15 protein-coding genes are annotated in these 16,239 nt (G+C 71.5%); 8 read left to right on the top strand and 7 right to left on the bottom strand.

Annotated features, from left to right (window positions below):
- The first annotated feature begins 130 nt into the window (after positions 1–130).
- Both WYO_RS04195 and WYO_RS04190 read left to right on the top strand, forming a co-directional pair.
- Positions 131–3,238 carry a rhamnan synthesis F family protein gene (locus WYO_RS04195; protein WP_007559503.1) on the top strand — a complete coding sequence of 1,036 codons (3,108 nt, stop codon included), beginning with the start codon at positions 131–133 and terminating at the stop codon, positions 3,236–3,238.
- Between the two features lie 19 nt (positions 3,239–3,257).
- Positions 3,258–4,784 carry a glycosyltransferase gene (locus WYO_RS04190; protein WP_007559501.1) on the top strand — a complete coding sequence of 509 codons (1,527 nt, stop codon included), beginning with the start codon at positions 3,258–3,260 and terminating at the stop codon, positions 4,782–4,784.
- 1 nt (position 4,785) lies between these two features.
- Here WYO_RS04190 and WYO_RS04185 read toward each other — a convergent pair whose 3' ends face one another.
- Positions 4,786–6,057, bottom strand: coding sequence for an FAD-dependent monooxygenase (locus WYO_RS04185; protein ID WP_007559499.1), 1,272 nt, complete (start codon positions 6,055–6,057; stop codon positions 4,786–4,788).
- Positions 6,058–6,152: 95 nt separating this feature from the next.
- On the opposite strand from WYO_RS04185, the gene tesB reads away from it, so the two are divergent.
- The 3 genes from tesB to WYO_RS04170 all read left to right on the top strand — a co-directional run bounded on the left by tesB (position 6,153) and on the right by WYO_RS04170 (position 9,504).
- Positions 6,153–7,052, top strand: coding sequence for an acyl-CoA thioesterase II (tesB, locus tag WYO_RS04180; protein ID WP_007559497.1), 900 nt, complete (start codon positions 6,153–6,155; stop codon positions 7,050–7,052).
- Positions 7,053–7,587: 535 nt separating this feature from the next.
- A complete protein-coding gene (locus WYO_RS04175; protein ID WP_007559495.1) occupies positions 7,588–7,926 on the top strand; it encodes a P-II family nitrogen regulator in 339 nt (112 codons plus the stop codon).
- Positions 7,927–7,992: 66 nt separating this feature from the next.
- Positions 7,993–9,504, top strand: a complete 1,512-nt coding sequence (locus WYO_RS04170) for an ammonium transporter (protein ID WP_007559493.1) — start codon at positions 7,993–7,995, stop codon at positions 9,502–9,504.
- 324 nt (positions 9,505–9,828) lie between these two features.
- Here WYO_RS04170 and WYO_RS04165 read toward each other — a convergent pair whose 3' ends face one another.
- Positions 9,829–10,995: a phosphoserine transaminase gene (locus tag WYO_RS04165; RefSeq protein ID WP_007559491.1), complete on the bottom strand. Its 1,167-nt coding sequence runs from the start codon at positions 10,993–10,995 to the stop codon at positions 9,829–9,831.
- A 212-nt stretch (positions 10,996–11,207) separates the two neighbouring features.
- Here WYO_RS04165 and WYO_RS04160 point away from each other — a divergent pair, with 212 nt between their 5' ends.
- On the top strand, positions 11,208–11,387 hold the full coding sequence (locus tag WYO_RS04160) for a hypothetical protein (protein WP_007559489.1): 180 nt from the start codon (positions 11,208–11,210) through the stop codon (positions 11,385–11,387).
- Here WYO_RS04160 and trmD read toward each other — a convergent pair.
- Positions 11,345–12,073, bottom strand: coding sequence for a tRNA (guanosine(37)-N1)-methyltransferase TrmD (trmD, locus tag WYO_RS04155; RefSeq protein ID WP_007559487.1), 729 nt, complete (start codon positions 12,071–12,073; stop codon positions 11,345–11,347). The two genes, WYO_RS04160 and trmD, sit on opposite strands and share 43 nt — an antisense overlap.
- Before the next feature lie 74 nt (positions 12,074–12,147).
- Here trmD and WYO_RS04150 point away from each other — a divergent pair, with 74 nt between their 5' ends.
- A complete protein-coding gene (locus WYO_RS04150; RefSeq protein ID WP_007559486.1) occupies positions 12,148–12,867 on the top strand; it encodes a methyltransferase domain-containing protein in 720 nt (239 codons plus the stop codon).
- 16 nt (positions 12,868–12,883) lie between these two features.
- Here the strand turns inward: WYO_RS04150 and WYO_RS04145 are convergent, their stop codons facing one another.
- Positions 12,884–13,690 carry an NAD(P)H-dependent oxidoreductase gene (locus WYO_RS04145; RefSeq protein WP_007559483.1) on the bottom strand — a complete coding sequence of 269 codons (807 nt, stop codon included), beginning with the start codon at positions 13,688–13,690 and terminating at the stop codon, positions 12,884–12,886.
- Between the two features lie 91 nt (positions 13,691–13,781).
- Between WYO_RS04145 and WYO_RS04140 the strand changes: the two genes are divergently transcribed.
- Complete coding sequence (locus WYO_RS04140) at positions 13,782–14,702, top strand: LysR family transcriptional regulator (protein ID WP_007559480.1); 921 nt, start codon at positions 13,782–13,784, stop codon at positions 14,700–14,702.
- Between the two features lie 34 nt (positions 14,703–14,736).
- Here WYO_RS04140 and rimM read toward each other — a convergent pair whose 3' ends face one another.
- From rimM to WYO_RS04125, 3 genes are read right to left on the bottom strand one after another with little or no spacing between them, the layout of a single operon-like run.
- The gene (rimM, locus tag WYO_RS04135; protein ID WP_007559478.1) at positions 14,737–15,432 is read right to left on the bottom strand and encodes a ribosome maturation factor RimM; all 696 of its coding nucleotides are present in this window, start codon (positions 15,430–15,432) and stop codon (positions 14,737–14,739) included.
- Positions 15,433–15,444: 12 nt separating this feature from the next.
- Entirely contained in the window at positions 15,445–15,807 is a 363-nt protein-coding gene (rpsP, locus tag WYO_RS04130) for a 30S ribosomal protein S16 (RefSeq protein WP_007559476.1), read from the bottom strand.
- A 4-nt stretch (positions 15,808–15,811) separates the two neighbouring features.
- On the bottom strand, positions 15,812–16,147 hold the full coding sequence (locus WYO_RS04125) for a chorismate mutase (protein ID WP_007559474.1): 336 nt from the start codon (positions 16,145–16,147) through the stop codon (positions 15,812–15,814).
- Positions 16,148–16,239: the final 92 nt, after the last annotated feature.

Genomic DNA, 16,239 nt, shown 5'->3' with positions numbered 1-16,239 from the left:
GCCCTTGGCGCGGGCCGGCCGGACCATTAGGAAGGCGCGCGAGCCGGGGCGGCCGGCTGAACCTCCTGATGTCTCTCGCGGATTGCGGCGTAGGCAGCACAGCGGGCCTCCCGCGTATCCGGTACACACCATGCGCCTTCGAGATGTGTTCGTCGCCGGGCCCGCGCGGTCCCTCACGCGCCCGCTGGCCCGGCGCCTGAAGCGGCGGCGGACGAACGAGCCCCGCCAGGCGGATCTCGTGGCGGCCGTGAAGGCCTCCGGCCTGTTCGATCCGGCCTGGTACGCCAGGCGCTATCCCGACGTGGTCGGCGAGGGGATCGACCCGGTCGTCCACTACGCGGTCCATGGCGGGCGTGAGGGCCGCTGGCCGTCGCCCTTGTTCCACGGCGACCGCTATCTCGACGCCGTCCCGGGCCTGCGCGCCGAGGGCGTGAACCCGCTGATCCACTATGTCGAGCGCGGCGCCGATGCCGGCATCGCCCCAAACCCGCTGTTCGACCCCGACTGGTACGCGGAGCGCTATCTCGGCGGTGCCGACGCCCGCGCCCGGGCGTTCTTCCACTTCGTGAAGAGCCCCGACACCGACCCGTCGCCGCTGTTCGATTCCGCCTGGTACCGGTCGCGCTACCCGGATGCCCGGGAGGCCGGCGGCATCGCGCTGGCGCATTACTACGAGACCGGCCGCAAGCAGGGCTACCTGCGCAATCCCGAGGAATTCGCCGGGCTGTCGCGGCATGTCGATCTGATCCGCCGCTCGGGCATCTTCGACGCCGAGTTCTATCGTGGGCGCTGCCCCGAGGCCGAGACCAGCGGGCTCGAGCCCCTGGAGCATTACGTGATGGCCGGCGGCTATCGCCGCTACGCCCCGCATCCCCTGTTCGATCCCGACTGGTATGCGGCGCAATCGGCGGTGGTGCGGGCCGACAGCCTCAACCCGCTGGTGCATTTCCTGGAGCACGGCGCCCGGGAGGGGCTGGATCCCGGACCCTGGTTCGACACGCGCTGGTACACGAAGACCTACCTCGCCGACGACGAGACCGAGGCGAACCCGCTCGCGCATTTCCTGGCCGACAACGGCCGGCGCACGAGCCCGTCGCCGCGCTTCGACGCGCCCTGGTACCTCGCCCGCTACCCGAAAGTCGCCGCGCTCGGCCTCAATCCCCTGGTCGACTACGTCACCACCGGCCTGGAGGCGGGGCGCCTGACCCGCCGGGTCGCCGGCGCCGCGGTGCCGGAGGCCGCGGATGCCCGCCTGTCCTGCCTCAAGCGGGAGCCGCGCCGGCACGGCCGCACCGCCTTGTTCATCACCCACGCGCCGGAGGGGCGCATCCGCGGCCATGTCGAGCCCTACCTGCGGGCGTTTGCCGAGAACGGCATCGACATCGTGCTGATCATCGCGGCCGACCAGCACAAGACCGTGGTGCCGGAGGCGATCCTGAGGCTCTGCGCCTCGGTCTACCTGCGCGAGAACACGGGCTTCGATTTCGCGGCCTGGGCGCATGTCCTCCTGGAGGACGACGACCTGCTCGATTCTGAGACTCTGTACCTGGCCAACGACAGCCTGGTCGGGCCCCTCGACAGCGGCGACTTCGCCGGGCTGCTGGCGAAGATCGAGTCCTACCCGGAGGCGGTGATCGGGCTCGCCGACAACTTCTACTACAGTCACCACCTCCAGAGCTTCTTCCTGGCCCTGAAGAAGCGCTGCCTGTCCTCCTACGCGTTCAACCACTTCATCCAGGCGGTGGCGAACTGGCCGGACAAGAACAGCGTCATCACCGAGTACGAGCTGACCTTCTCCGGGCGGATGCGGGCCGCCGGGCTCGGGATGCGCAGCCTGTTCTCGGCCCAGAACAAGCACATGACGCTGGTCAACGACCCGCGCAACAACCGCACCCTGTTCGACTGGGAGAACATGCTCACCCAGGGCTTCCCGTTCGTGAAGCGCTCGCTTCTGGGCGAGCACGCCGCGATCGGCGGCGCGGCGGTGCGCGCGGCGATCGAGGAGCGCGGCTTCGACCTCGACCGGCTCGACCAGACCTTCACCTATCCCGGCCCCAAGATCTGGGCCGACCTGCGCAGGCCCCAGGCGCCGGAGCGGCCGCTGCGGGTCTCCTACGTCTCGCCGATGAACTACGCCAACGGGCTCGGCGTCGCGGCGCGCAGCTACGTGCGGGCGCTGCACCGGGCGCCCTTCGCCCTGAACGTGCATCCGATGGAGCGGTCGTTCCACGTCCATGCCCGGGTCGGGCCGGGCTGGCAGGCGCGGACCTTCTCGGGGGCGCCGGACGTCGCCCTGGTGCATTTCAACGGCGACAGCTGGCACTCGCTGATGAGCGCGCGGCAGCTCGACATCGCCGCGAGCGCCCGGCTCAAGATCGGGCTGTTCGTTTGGGAGACCTCGCACGTGCCCGGGGGCTGGCTGCCCACCGTGGACGGCCTCGACGCGATCTGGGCGCCCACCGAGTTCTGCGCCGCGATCTTCCGCCAGATCACCGACATCCCGGTCGATGTCGTGCCCTACGTGGTCGAGAACGAGCCGGGCGAGCCGGCGAGCGCGGCCGCCAAGGCCAACCTGCGCAAGGCGTTCTCCATCGACCCGGCTAAGAAGGTGATCCTCTACGCCTTCGACGGGTCGAGCTACCTCGCCCGCAAGAACCCGCACGCGCTGATCCGGGCGTTCCGGGCCGCGGGGCTGGCGCAATCCGGCTGGCAGCTCGTGCTCAAGACCAAGCACGTGTTCGACCTGCCCGACGAGGGCAAGAAGCTGCTCGACCTCGTCGGCAGGACCGGCGACGTGGTGGTGATCGACCAGCCGCTCTCCCAGAATGAGCTCGGCGCCCTGTTCGAGCTCTGCGCGGTCTACGCCTCGTCGCATTCCTCGGAAGGATTCGGCCTGACGATCGCCGAGGCGATGGAGATGGGCAAGGTCGTGGTCGCCACCGATTACGGCGGCAGCCGCGACTTCCTCGACGCCACCTGTGGCTTCCCGGTGAAGGCCGAGATCGCCGCCCTGGACCAGACCTACGGGCCGTATCTGCGCGGCGCCGAATGGGGCCAGGTGGACGAGGCCGACCTCGCCCGCGCGCTCACCGACGCCGCCCGGGCGGTGACCGGCGGCGACGCCGCGCGGATCGGCGCCGCCGCCCGCGCCCGGATCCGCGAGCGCCTGTCGATCGGCGCGGTGGCCGCCGCCATGGAGGCGAGCGTCAGCCGGCTCCTCGCAGCCGAACGCATTTGACGCCCGGGAGACGCGATCCGTGCTGAACAAAAAACCGGTCCCGGCCCCGTCGGCCTCGTGGAGCGCGCGCGCCTGGCCGGACGCGCTCCTGCCGCTGCCCCTCGACGAGCGCTTCCACCCGATCGACGAGCGCAAGCTTGGTCAGGTCGCCGCCGGCGCGCTTCCCGCCTGCCGGGCGGTGTTCGTGGCCCCGGCGGCGTCCGAGCTGCATCCGGACCTGTTCGAACCGATCCTCGCCGCGATGGCCGAGCGGCCGGATATCGGCATCTTCTACGGCGACGACGCCGTGGTGGACGGCGCGGGCCAGGTCCGCAGCGTCCATTGCAAGCCGGCCTTCAACCCGGCCCTGCTCATGGCCGACGATTACATCGGCTTCCCGCTGGTGATCCGCGTCTCGGCCCTGGCGAGCCTCACCCCGGATTTCGGCCGGCGCACCGGCAACGCCGCCTGGTTCCGGCTGCTGCTCGACGCGATCGCGGCGGGCATCGGCATCGATCGGATCCCGCAGACGCTGATCGCCTCGCCGCTCGCCCGCCCGAAGGCGAAGCGCGCGGCCCGGGCCGACGTGCTCGATCGCTGGTTCCAGGGCTCGGGCTCCCCCCTGCGCACCGCCCCCGGCCTGACCCCGGACACGCTGGAGATCCGCCGCAGCCTGGATACGCGCCCGCCCGTGACCCTGGTGGTGCCGACCAACCAGAGCCGGCCCCGGGGCGAGGATGGGCGCGCGGTCGATGGGGCAAAGCCCCACATCGTCAACCTGCTCGACAGCCTCGGCCGCAGCAGCTACCCGGCCGACCGGATCCGGGTGCTGATCGGCGACGACAAGGCGGACGACGCGATCTACCGGGGCCGCTCCGACCGGTTCGCCGTGACCCGCCTGCTCACCACGCGGCCCGAGGGCGCGCCGTTCAACTACGCGGCCAAGATGAACACCCTCTGGCGCGCCGCCGAGACCGACCTCGTCATCCTGATGAACGACGACCTCGTGGTGCGCCGCCCCGGCTGGATCGAGGCGCTCCTGACCTTCGCGCTCGACCGTGGCGTCGGCGGCGTCGGCGGGCGGCTGCTGTTCCCGAGCGGCAAGATCCAGCATGCCGGCATGTTCGGCGGCATCTTCGATGTCTGCGCCCATCCCTGGTACAACCGCGACGCGGCCGAGCCGACCTACGGCGACTGGGCGCTGGCGCAGCGCGACTGCTCGTCGGTGACCGGCGCCCTGTTCGCCACCCGCAAGGCGGTGCTGGAGGCGGTGAACGGCTTCGACGAGAGCTTCGCCCTCGACTTCAACGACGTCGACCTGTGCTTCAAGCTGCGGATGCTCGGCTACCGCATCGTCTACACGCCGTTCGCCGAGATGGCGCACCACGAGAGTGCCTCCCGGCAGACCAGCTTCGCCCCGGGCTCGCAGATCTCGCGCTTCCTGCGCCGCTGGCACGACGTGCTCACCGACGATCCGGCCTACAGCCCGCAGCTGCGCACCGACACCGACGTGGTCGCCCCCCGGGCCGATGCCGCTCGCTGGGTGACCGAGCGCCGGCCCGCCTGAGTCACAGCGCCTCGCCGCGCATCAGCCGGGGCCGGGTGCCCCGGGAGGCGGCGGCCTCGCCGATGAAGAACCGCTTAAGGCCGGGCAGCCGGTCGACGATCCCGAGGCCGAGGTCGCGGGCGAGCCGCAGCGGCAGGGCGTCGTTGGAGAACAGCCGGTTCAGCCCGTCGGTCGCCGCCGCCATGGCGAAGCTGTCGAACCGGCGGGCGCGCTCGTAGGCGCGCAGCACGTCCGGGCTGCCGGGATCGAGGCCGAGACGCAGGGCGCCGGTCACCGCCTCGGCCAGCGCCGCGGCGTCGGCCAGGCCGAGATTGAGACCCTGCCCGGCGATCGGGTGGATGACGTGCGCCGAATCCCCCAGCAGTGCCAGGCGTTCGGCCCGGAACGCCCGGGCGATGCCGAAGGCCAGCGGATGCCGGCTCGGGCCGTGCTCCAGGGTCAGCTTACCCAAGTCGAGGGTGAAGCGGCGCTCGATCTCAGCCAGCACCTCGTCGGGCTCGCCCGAGAGCAGCGCGTCGGCCTCGTCGGCGCGCTCGGTCCAGACGATCGAGGAGCGGTGGCCGAGGGAGCCGCCGTCCCGCAGGGGCAGGATCGCGAAGGGGCCGGCGGGCAGGAAGTGCTCGAAGGCACGGCCGTGGTGCGGCCGAGCATGCCCGATCGTGGCCACGATCCCGACCTGCGGATAGGACCAGCCGACCCAGCCGATCCGCGCCGCCTCGCGCAGCCGCGAGCGTGCCCCGTCGGCGGCCACCAGCAGGTCGACCTTGAGGCTCGCACCCGTGGTCAGCTCCGCCCGGATCGCCGCGCCCTCCGGCAGCGCCCGCACCACACCCCCGGTGACGATCTCGACCCCCGCGTCCCGGCAGGCCTCGGCGAGCGCCCGCGCCAGGGGCTCGGCCTCGACCATGTGGGCGAAGGGCTCGCCCACCGCCCGGTCGGGCTGGTCCTCCTCCTCCCGCCCGAAGGTCAGGAAGACCGGCCGCACCGGGTCGGCGATTCGGCTGTCGCTGATGACCATCTCGGCGATCGGCTCGGCGGCGGCCGCGATCCCGTCCCACAGCCCGAGCTGCGTCAGCATCCGCCGTCCGCCCGCCGCCAGCGCGTAGGCGCGGCCGCGGTGCCGGGCCGGATCGGCGCCGTGGGGATCGATCACGGTCACCGCGAGCGCCGGCCCGTGGGCCTGCTTGAGCGCGTAGGCCAGGGCGAGGCTGGCAAGGCCGCCGCCGGCGATCAGGAGGCTGCGGCTGCCGGGGCGGGGCGTCTGGGCCGTCATCGTCACGGATCTCCGATCTGGGGGCCGAGCGCGTGGATCGCTCCGCCCGAAAGGCCTATGTCGCGTTTGGACGACGAACGGAAACCCCGCGACTCATGACCGACGCCACCACCGACGCGATGACCGACGCGGTCGCCGAGCTCATCGCCATCCTCGACCTCGAACGCCTCGAGGTCGACCTGTTCCGCGGCCAGAACCCCAAGACCGGCTGGCGCCGCGTTTTCGGCGGCCAGGTGGTGGCCCAGGCCCTGGTCGCCGCCACCCGCACGGTGCCGGACGACCGGCCGGCCCATTCGCTCCACGCCTATTTCATGCTCCCCGGCGATCCCCGCTCGCCGATCGTCTACGAGGTCGAGCGCATCCGCGACGGCCGCAGCTTCACCACGCGGCGGGTCAAGGCGATCCAGCACGGCCGGGCGATCTTCGCCACCACGATCTCCTATCAGGTCTCCGAGGGCGGGTTCGAGCACCAGCCGGCGATGCCGGATGTCGCGGGGCCGGACGGCCTCCTCGACGGCAAGGCGCTGGCGGCCTCCGGCGCCACCGGCATGCCCGAGGCGGTCGCCGCCTATTTCGGCCGGGAGCGCCCGATCGAGCTGCGCCCCGTCGATCTCGACCGCTACATCGCCCGCCGCAAGGACGGTGCCCCGCCGGAGCCGGTCTTCAATGTCTGGCTGCGGGCGGCCTCGGCCCTGCCGGACGATCCGGCCCTGCACCGGGCGGTGCTGGCCTACGCGTCCGACATGACCCTGCTCGACGTGTCGCTGATCCCGCATGCCAGCTCGGTGTTCGATCCGAACATCCAGGCGGCGAGCCTCGACCACGCCCTCTGGTTCCACCGCCCCGTCCGGGTCGACGATTGGCTGCTCTACGCCCAGGACAGCCCGGCCGCCGGCGGCGCCCGTGGCTTCGCCCGCGGCCAGATCTTCGACCGCGCCGGCAACCTCGTCGCCTCGGTAGCGCAGGAGGGCCTGATTCGGCCGCACGGGGGATGAGGTCACGGCGCGGAACGGCTCCTCCTTCGATTCGCGCGGGGTCGGCCGGCTGACCCGCACCGTCATCCCGGGGCGCCGAAGGCGAGCCCAGGATCCAGAGCCGCCGACCATGTCAGGGCGAGAACCTGGATTCCGGGCTCCGCTTCGCGGCCGCGGAATGGCAGGGTAGGCGCAGAATGCGATGGCGTTCCCTCAGACTCCGCGGGCGAACATATCGGTCATCGTCCCCGGATTAGAATGCCGTCTACGACGTGCGTTGCAGAATTGCACCACGGCGGACTGCCCATTTTCCAACCGTTTGCGCGCTGTCTAGGCACCTTCTTCGCGCCGCATGCCCAAGGCTTCGCCCGATCCGGCTATTTCCTGGGCATAACGGGCCCTGCGCGAAAAGTTCCCGGTTCCGGCGGGGTGGCATAGTCCTTGAATAGCCCCGCTCAACCGCGGGCCAGCCCGGCTCGACGGGCGGCCCGATGGGTCGCCGCGTGGATCGGGCGACGGCATCGGTTCCCAGGGACTCGGTAAGGGGGCGCCGCCCATGAAGATCGTGATGGCCATCATCAAGCCGTTCAAGCTGGAGGAGGTGCGCGACGCGCTCACCGGCATCGGCGTCCACGGGCTGACGGTGACGGAAGTGAAGGGCTACGGCCGCCAGAAGGGCCACACCGAGATCTACCGGGGCGCGGAATACGCCGTGAGCTTCCTGCCCAAGCTCAAGATCGAGGTCGCGGTCGCCTCCGACCTGACCGCCAGCGTCATCGACGCCATCGCGGGTGCGGCGCGCACCGGCCAGATCGGCGACGGCAAGATCTTCGTGCTGCCCCTCGAGAAGGCGGTGCGCATCCGGACCGGCGAGACCGACGCCGACGCCCTCTGAGCCGGCCCGCCGACAGCTTCAACCTTTACGCAACGCGCAACGAATCGTGACCGGAGCCACCTGTCCATGAAAGTCCGTAATGCCCTGATGCTCGGCTTGGGAGGCGCGGCGCTCGCCGCCCTCCTGATCGAGCCGTCCCTGGCGCAGACCCCGGCGCCGGAAGCCGCCTCCGCGGCGCCGGCCGCCACGGCCGTGCCGCTGCCCAACAAGGGCGACACCGCCTGGATGCTGATCTCCTCGGCGCTGGTGCTGATGATGAGCGTGCCGGGCCTGGCCCTGTTCTACGGCGGCCTCGTGCGCACCAAGAACATGCTCTCGGTCCTGACCCAGGTCTTCGCGATCGTCTCGATCGTCGGCCTGCTCTGGGTGTTCTACGGCTACAGCCTCGCCTTCACCAACGGCGGCGGCATCAACGACTTCGTCGGCGGCCTGTCCAAGGCATTCCTGAAGGGCATCGACGCCAACTCGACGGTGGCGACCTTCTCGAACGGCGTCGTGATCCCCGAATACGTCTATCTGTGCTTCCAGATGACCTTCGCGATGATCACCCCGGCGCTGATCGTCGGCGCCTTCGCCGAGCGGATGAAGTTCTCCGCCCTGGTGGTGTTCACGATCCTCTGGGTCACGCTGATCTATTTCCCGATGGCCCACATGGTCTGGTACTGGGGCGGCCCGGATGCGGTCGGCAACGCCGCCAAGGCGCTGGCCGCCGCCACCGACGACGCCTCGAAGGCCACCGCCCAGGCGGCCCTCGACGCGGTCAACAAGGATGCGGGCTTCCTCTTCCAGAAGGGCGCCCTCGACTTCGCCGGCGGCACCGTGGTGCACATCAACGCGGGCATCGCCGGCTTCGTCGGCTGCCTGATCATGGGCAAGCGCATCGGCTACGGCCGCGACCTGCTCGCCCCGCACTCGCTGACCATGACCATGATCGGCGCCTCGCTGCTGTGGGTCGGCTGGTTCGGCTTCAACGCCGGCTCGAACCTCGAGGCCAACGGCACCGCCGCGCTGGCGATGCTCAACACCTTCGTGGCGACCTGCGCCGCCGCGGTGGCCTGGCTGTTCGCCGAGTGGGCGCTCAAGGGCAAGCCGTCGCTGCTCGGCATGCTCTCGGGCGCGGTGGCCGGCCTCGTGGCCGTCACCCCGGCCTCGGGCTTCGCCGGCCCGATGGGCTCGATCGTGCTCGGCCTGGTGGCCGGCGTGGTCTGCTTCGTGATGTGCTCCTCCGTGAAGAACGCGCTCGGCTACGACGACTCGCTCGACGTGTTCGGCGTGCACTGCGTCGGCGGCATCCTGGGCGCCCTGGCGACCGGCATCCTGGTCGACCCGAATCTCGGCGGCGTCGGCATCCCCGACTACACCTCGAAGCCGGGCGAGCTGGCCGTGGGCGCCTACGACATGATGAGCCAGCTCATCGTCCAGGCGGAAGCGGTCGGCCTCACCCTGCTGTGGTCGGGCATCGGCTCGGCGATCCTCTACAAGCTCGTCGACCTGACGATCGGCCTGCGGGTGACCCAGGAAGAGGAGCGCGAGGGCCTCGACATCGCCGATCACGGCGAGCGCGCCTACAACTACTGAGAGCGACCGGCGCGGCCCTCCGGGGCCGCGCCGCGGACATGGAAAACCCCGGCTCCGTAAGGGCCGGGGTTTTTCGTTTTTCCGCCCACGCCGTCATTGCGAGTGGAACGAAGCAACCCAGGGACACGCCACATCCGGGGATCGCGCGCAGCACTGGGTCGCTTCGCTCCGCTCGCAATGACGGGAGCGCAGCGTCTATCCCGAGGGATGTTTCGCTCGCTCCCGCTCATCCTGAAGCGATGCAGCGCGGGCCTCGAAGAAGAGCTCCTTCGAAGCGCGCCTGCGCCTCCACCTCAAAGTGCGGCGGTTGGGGGCGGTGAAGCGCTACGCCGCCCGGGCCAGCGCCGCCTTCTCCTCGGCGAACGCCCAGTCCAGCCACGGCGTCAGCGCCTCGAGATCGGCGGTCTCGACGGTGGCGCCGCACCAGATCCGCAGGCCCGCCGGGGCGTCGCGATAGGCGCCGATGTCGAGGGCGACGCCCTCGCGGTCGAGGCGCGCGACGATGCCCGAGGCGAGCGCCGCCACCGCCGCGTCGCCGCGGGCGAGCACGTCCGGGTCGGCGATCACCAGGCAGACGCCGGTGTTCGAGTAGGTCGCGGGGTCGACCGCCAGCGGCGCGATCCACGGGGTCCGGGCGACCCAGTCGTAGATCACGCGGGCGTTGGCGTCGGCCCGGGCGTGGAGCGCCGGCAGGCCGCCGATCCGGACCGCCCAGTCCAGGGTGTCGAGGTAATCCTCCACGGCGAGCATCGAGGGCGTGTTGATCGTGTCGCCCTTGAAGATGCCCTCGATCAGCTTGCCGTCCTTGGTGAGCCGGAACACCTTCGGCAGCGGCCAGGCCGGGACGTGGCTCTCCAGCCGCTCGACCGCCCGGGGCGAGAGCACCAGCATGCCGTGCGCCGCCTCGCCGCCCATCACCTTCTGCCAGGAGAAGGTGACGACATCGAGCTTGTCCCAGGGGAGCGGCTGCGCGAAGGCCGCCGAGGTGGCGTCGCAGATCGTCAGGCCGGCGCGGTCGGCGGCGATCCAGTCGCCGTCCGGCACCTTCACCCCGGCGGCGGTGCCGTTCCAGGTGAAGACCACGTCGCTGTTCCGGGTGTCGATCGCCGCGAGGTCCGGCAGCACGCCGTAGGGGGTCTGGTGGATCCTGGGCGCGATCTTGAGCTGCTTGAGGGCGTCGGTGACCCACTCCTTGCCGAACGCCTCCCAGGCGGCGACCTCCACGGGCCGAGGGCCCAGCAGGGTCCACATCGCCATCTCGACGGCGCCGGTGTCGGAGGCCGGCACGATGCCGATCCGGTACGCGTCGGGTACCTGCAGCACGGACCGCGTCAGGTCGATCGCCCGGCCGAGCTTGGCCTTGCCGATCGCGGAGCGGTGCGAGCGACCGAGCGCGACGTCGGCCAGGGCCGACGGCGTCCAGCCCGGACGCTTGGCGCAGGGGCCGGACGAGAAATGGGGAACGCGCGGGCGCCTGTCGGGTCGGCTCATCGTCGGATCCATCCTTGCAGATGGGCGCTCCTCGACGGGGAGGAGTGTCCCGGGCCGGGGATGCGCCGAAACCTGCTGGCTGGCAAGACAATGCGAAGAGCCTGCGACGGGCCGCACCCGGGGCGGGACAGATCCGCCGAAGGGACGGAACAGTCGATTAAGCCTGCGCGGCTAGGTTCGACGGCGTGCCGAGTTGCGTTCGAGGTACGCCGATGTCTGTCGACAGCGCCGCGTTCGTGGCGATCTGGTTCCTGTTGCTTGCCGTGATCCTGGCCGCGGCCTCCCGCACCCGCTTTCCCGGACGCCTCGACCGTCCGATCCCGCAGCCGCTGCGGCTCGATCCGGTGGATTACGATGTCGACGGGCCGGTGATCGACCTGGAACCGGCCTGAAGGTCGGGCCGCCGCTCGGCGGTGATGCGCTCCGCCTCCGCCCGCCGCCACCGGGCGATCGCCCCGTGATTGCCGCCCGACAGCACCTCCGGGATCGCCCGCCCCTCCCAGTCCCGCGGCCGGGTGTAGTGCGGATATTCGAGGAGCCCGCCCTCGAAACTCTCCTCGACTCCCGATTCCGCCTTGCCCATCACCCCGGGCAGGAGCCGGACGCAGGCATCGAGCACCACCAGGGCGGCGATCTCGCCCCCGGAGAGCACGTAATCGCCGATCGAGACCTCCTCCAGGCCGCGGCCGGCGATCACCCGCTCGTCCACCCCTTCGAACCGGCCGCAGACGATCAGCGCCCCCGGCCCGGCGGCGAGCTCCCGCACCCGGGCCTGGCTCAGCGGCTTTCCGCGCGGCGACATCAGCAGCCGCGGACGCGGGTCGTCAGGCCCGGCGGCGGCGTCGATGGCGGCGGCGAGCACGTCGCAGCGCAGCACCATCCCGGCCCCGCCCCCGGCCGGCGTATCGTCCACCGCCCGGTGGCGGCCGAGCCCGTGCTCGCGGATGTTGCGGGCTTCCAGGCTCCAGTCGCCCCGGGCGAGGGCGTCGCCCGACAGGGACACGCCGAGCGGGCCCGGGAACATCTCCGGGTAGAGGGTGAGGATCGTGGCCCGCCAGGGCGTTTCCGCGCGCGTCATGGCGCTTGATCGCGCGCGGGGTGCGGCACGGTCAACGGCCCGGGCACTGTTGGCCCCGCGGCGGGTTGTCGGCGATGATCCGGCACATCCTTCTCCTCACCGCCCTGCTGGCGGGACCGGCCCTCGGGGCGGGGCCGCTGGCGCCTCCGGGCGCGCCCGCGAGCGCGTTCCCGAAACCCGACCGGCCGGTGGCCGAGATCGTGGCGCCGCAATGGTCCTCGGAGGCCGAGCGGGACAAGGCCGGCGAGTTCGACGCGGTCGCCCGCGGGATGGGCATCGGTCCGGGCGAGACCGTGGCCGATATCGGCGCAGGCAGCGGCTACTACGTGACCCGTCTGAGCCCGCGGGTCGGGCCCGGCGGCAAGGTCCTGGCCGAGGACGTTACCCCTGCCTACCTGGCGAGCCTGGAGCGGCGGGTGAAGGGGCTCGACAACGTCACCGTGGTGCGCGGCGAGGCCCACGACCCGCGCCTGCCCCCGGCCTCCGTCGATGCCGCGATCCTCGTGCACATGTATCACGAGATCGCCCAGCCCTTCGGCCTGCTGCACAACCTCGCCCCGGCGATGCGGCCCGGCGGTCGGGTCGGCATCGTCGATGCCGACGACATCCCGTCGCGGCACGGCACCCCGCCGGCGCTGCTGCGCTGCGAGCTCGCCGCAGCGGGCTACCGCGAGACCGGCTTCCATCCGCTGAAGGGCGGCGCCTATCTGGCGGTGTTCGCGGCCCCCGCCCCGGAGGACCGCCCGCGACCGGAGGCGATCCGCCCCTGCCGGGATACCGCGACGGCCCGCTGAACGGTTCGGCGCGCGTTCAGGGCGCGCCGCCGGTGCTCGGCTGCGCCGTGTCCAGATGGGCCGCGAAACCGGTAAGGTGTGGAGCAAGATCCGGGCGCAACGCCATGGACGGGATCGCGTAATCGCCGCCGTTCTGCCGTCGGAACGGGATGGGGGCGGTGCTGAACAGGGTGCGCATCCGGGCCCGCAGGCCCTCCGCCGTGGCCGCGAATCCGCTCTCGGTCAGGCCGTCGGCCCGGTAGACGACAAAGGGCGGGAGCACGGCATAGCCCGGGTAGAACAGCACCCCGTGCTGGATCGGGAACAGCAGGTCGTCGATCGGCCCGTTGATCCCCCGGGGGCCGTAATGCGTCTCCCAGCCGCCGGCCGTCACCACCAGCATCGCGCGCTTGCCGGCGAGCGTGCCCTCGCCATAGCGGTCGCCCCAGCGGGTCTCGTTGTGTGCGCCGACGCCGTAGGCGAACCCGTAGGCGTAGACCCGGTCGACCCAGCCTTTCAGGATCGCCGGCATGGAGAACCACCACAGGGGGAACGCCAGGATTAGCGCGTCCGCCCAGAGCAGCGTGGCCTGTTCGGCGGTGACGTCGTCGGTCAGGGTCCCGGTGGTGAAGGCCGCGCTGGACGCGGCCGGGACACGCAGGCGCTCCGCCTCCGGCAGGGCCGGGAAATCGGTCCGATCGACGGCACTCTTCCAGCCCGCGGCGTAGAGGTCGGTGACGCGGACCTCGTGTCCGTCCGCTTCCAATTGCTCCACCGCCACGCCGCGCAACGCGTTCGTCAGCGAGGCCGGATCGGGATGGGCTGAGACGACGAGGATCTTCATGGTCCGGGCTCACGGGGGGAGGGAGCCGCGAAGCTAGGCGGCCGCCGATCCATCCAGTAGACGGCAGGGCGGGATAGGATTGTTCCGCGCCATGGATAGATCGAGCGTCACGCTGGAACGGATGCGCAGCTTCGTTCGCGTGGTCGAGCGCGGCAGCCTGTCCGCGGTGGCGCGGGAGGAGGGCGTCGGGCAATCGACCATCAGCCGGCACGTGGCCGAGCTCGAGGCCGCCCTGGGGGCGAGCCTGCTGAACCGGACCACGCGGCGCCTCACCCTGACCGACGAAGGACGGCGCTTCCACGCGGAGGCGCGCACCATCCTGCGGCTGGTGGACGAGGCGACGGACGGGGTCCGGAACGCCGGGGGTGGTCTGACCGGGACCGTGCGCGTGTCCTGCACGGCCGCGTTGGGCGTGCGCCATGTCTGCCGGGCGCTGTTCGCGCTCCAGGACCGCTATCCGGGGATCAGCATCGATCTCAGCCTGACCGATGAGCGGATCGACCTCGTGCGCGAGGCGACGGATATCGCGATCCGGTTGGGGCCGTTGGCGGAAAGCAGCCTGCAGCGCAAGGCCATCGGCCGCTCCCGCCGGATCTTGGTGGCGTCGCGGGGCTATCTCGCGGATCACGGTCGGCCGCAGCTTCCGGTCGACCTGTCGCGGCATTTGGCGATCCGCATGAGCAACGTCGCCGGCAGCGATACGCTGTGCCTGCACGGGCCGGACGGCGCCACGGCGCGCATTCCCGTGGGCGGCAACCTGCTGGTCGATCACGGCCTGGCCGCACGCGAGGCCCTGGCGCAGGGGCGCGGGATCGCGGTCGCCCATGTCTGGCTCGTCGACGATCTGCTGGCGGCGGACGCGATCGAACAAGTCCTGCCGGACCACGCGCCCGAGCCCGTCCCGCTCTCGATCCTGGTCGTGCCCGGCCGCATCCGCATCAAGCGCGTCCGCCTGGTGGTCGACGCCCTGGCGGCCGCTTTGAGCGAGCTGCCCGGCCTCGACAGACCGTGAGCCGGCGGGTCACGCCAGGGTCGGCATGCGTCTGTCAGTCCGGCTCGTCGGCGGGCTTATCGCCCACCGGCGCGAAGAAATCGTCCGGCAGCACGACGGTCACCCGCCGCTGCGGGAGATCCAGCACCGGCACGAACGCCTTGGTGAACGGCAGGAGCGCGGTGGCGCCACCCGCGGCGGGGCGGAGTTCGAGGAGGTCGCCGCCGCCGTAATTCGGAACCGCGACGATCGTGCCGACGACGGTCCCGGCCTCGTCAACCGCGGTGGCGCCGACCAGGTCGGCAGCGTAGACCTCGTCGTCATCCTCGGGCTCCGCCAGACGGTCCCGGGGGATGAACAGGGCGACCCGGTTGAGCGCCTCGGCGGCGTTGCGGCCGCCGATATCCTTGACCCGGGCGATCAGCATGTCGGGAGATGAGCCGGGGGCGGTGCGCACCCCGGACAAGGTCAGCGTACGCCCGTCCGAGGTCAGGAGCGGGCCGTAGCCGGCGATCGCCAGGGGATCGCCGGTGTAGGATTTGAGCCGGATCTCGCCGTTCAGCCCATGCGCCCGCCCGAACTCGCCCAGCAGGACGAGATTCGGGTCGGGCGGCACGGGCGGTGCCGCCGGCTTGGGGGCCGGCGCCTTGGGCGAGGTTGCGGCTTCCGGCGCGATGGCGCCGATAGCCGTGCCGGCGCGGCCGCGGCGACCGCCGTCGCGGGAGAATGAACCTGCGGGGCGGCGCGCCATGGCGCAGCCGCCTTACGCGGCGGCGTCCTCGGCGGGCGCCGCGGCCTTCTCGGCGCGCTTGGTCGCGCGCTCCTTGGCCTTCTCGCCCGGCTCGGCCTTCTGCGGGTTGTTGCGCGTCGGGCGCTTGGCCAGGCCGGCCTGGTCGAGGAAGCGCAGGACGCGGTCGGTCGGCTGCGCGCCCTTGGCGAGCCAGCCCTGGATCTTCTCGGCGTCGAGCTGGATCCGGGCCGGATCGTCCTTGGCCTTCATCGGGTCGTAGGCGCCGACCTTGTCGATGAAGCGGCCATCGCGGGGGGCGCGGGCGTCGGCGACGACGATGCGGTAATACGGACGCTTCTTGGCGCCACCGCGCGTGAGACGGATCTTCAGGGCCATTGTCTTAGGACTTTCTCTCATTGTCGATCGCCGACTCGTGCGTCGCCGCGATCGTCTGGTGGTGCCGGATGACTTCCTTGACCACGAAGGCCAGGAACTTCTCGGCGAAATCGGGGTCGAGCTTGGCCTCGACCGCGAGCTTGCGGAGCCGGGCGACCTGACGGGCCTCCCGGTCCGGATCGGAAGGGGGGATCCCCTTTCGGGCCTTGAGCTCGCCGACCCGCTGCGTGCAGCGGAAGCGCTCGGCGAGCAGGTGGATCAGCGCCGCATCGAAATTGTCGATGCTGTCGCGCAGGCGGGCGAGTTCGGGATCGACCGCTTGGGCGGCGAGGACACTCATTTCTTCTTCCCCGGCATGAAGCCACCGAGACCGGGCAGCTTCGGGCCGCCGAGGCCGGGAAGCCCCGGCATCTTCGGCATCCCGCCCAGCCC

The organism is Methylobacterium sp. GXF4 (assembly GCF_000272495.1).
GTDB lineage: Bacteria > Pseudomonadota > Alphaproteobacteria > Rhizobiales > Beijerinckiaceae > Methylobacterium > Methylobacterium brachiatum.
Note: the sequence above shows the minus strand (reverse complement) of the source record. Positions and strands in the feature narration are given on the sequence as shown.

Excerpts from the sequence above, each read along its gene's own strand:
- WYO_RS04125 (WP_007559474.1), bottom strand. The coding sequence starts at position 16,147 with ATGAGTGTCCTCGCCGCCCAAGCGGTCGATCCCGAACTCGCCCGCCTG.
- WYO_RS04185 (WP_007559499.1), bottom strand. The coding sequence starts at position 6,057 with ATGACGGCCCAGACGCCCCGCCCCGGCAGCCGCAGCCTCCTGATCGCC.
- tesB (WP_007559497.1), top strand. The coding sequence starts at position 6,153 with ATGACCGACGCCACCACCGACGCGATGACCGACGCGGTCGCCGAGCTC.
- WYO_RS04170 (WP_007559493.1), top strand. The coding sequence starts at position 7,993 with ATGAAAGTCCGTAATGCCCTGATGCTCGGCTTGGGAGGCGCGGCGCTC.
- WYO_RS04165 (WP_007559491.1), bottom strand. The coding sequence starts at position 10,995 with ATGAGCCGACCCGACAGGCGCCCGCGCGTTCCCCATTTCTCGTCCGGC.
- WYO_RS04150 (WP_007559486.1), top strand. The coding sequence starts at position 12,148 with ATGATCCGGCACATCCTTCTCCTCACCGCCCTGCTGGCGGGACCGGCC.
- WYO_RS04195 (WP_007559503.1), top strand. The coding sequence starts at position 131 with ATGCGCCTTCGAGATGTGTTCGTCGCCGGGCCCGCGCGGTCCCTCACG.
- WYO_RS04145 (WP_007559483.1), bottom strand. The coding sequence starts at position 13,690 with ATGAAGATCCTCGTCGTCTCAGCCCATCCCGATCCGGCCTCGCTGACG.
- WYO_RS04140 (WP_007559480.1), top strand. The coding sequence starts at position 13,782 with ATGGATAGATCGAGCGTCACGCTGGAACGGATGCGCAGCTTCGTTCGC.
- WYO_RS04160 (WP_007559489.1), top strand. The coding sequence starts at position 11,208 with ATGTCTGTCGACAGCGCCGCGTTCGTGGCGATCTGGTTCCTGTTGCTT.
- rpsP (WP_007559476.1), bottom strand. The coding sequence starts at position 15,807 with ATGGCCCTGAAGATCCGTCTCACGCGCGGTGGCGCCAAGAAGCGTCCG.
- WYO_RS04175 (WP_007559495.1), top strand. The coding sequence starts at position 7,588 with ATGAAGATCGTGATGGCCATCATCAAGCCGTTCAAGCTGGAGGAGGTG.
- rimM (WP_007559478.1), bottom strand. The coding sequence starts at position 15,432 with ATGGCGCGCCGCCCCGCAGGTTCATTCTCCCGCGACGGCGGTCGCCGC.
- trmD (WP_007559487.1), bottom strand. The coding sequence starts at position 12,073 with ATGACGCGCGCGGAAACGCCCTGGCGGGCCACGATCCTCACCCTCTAC.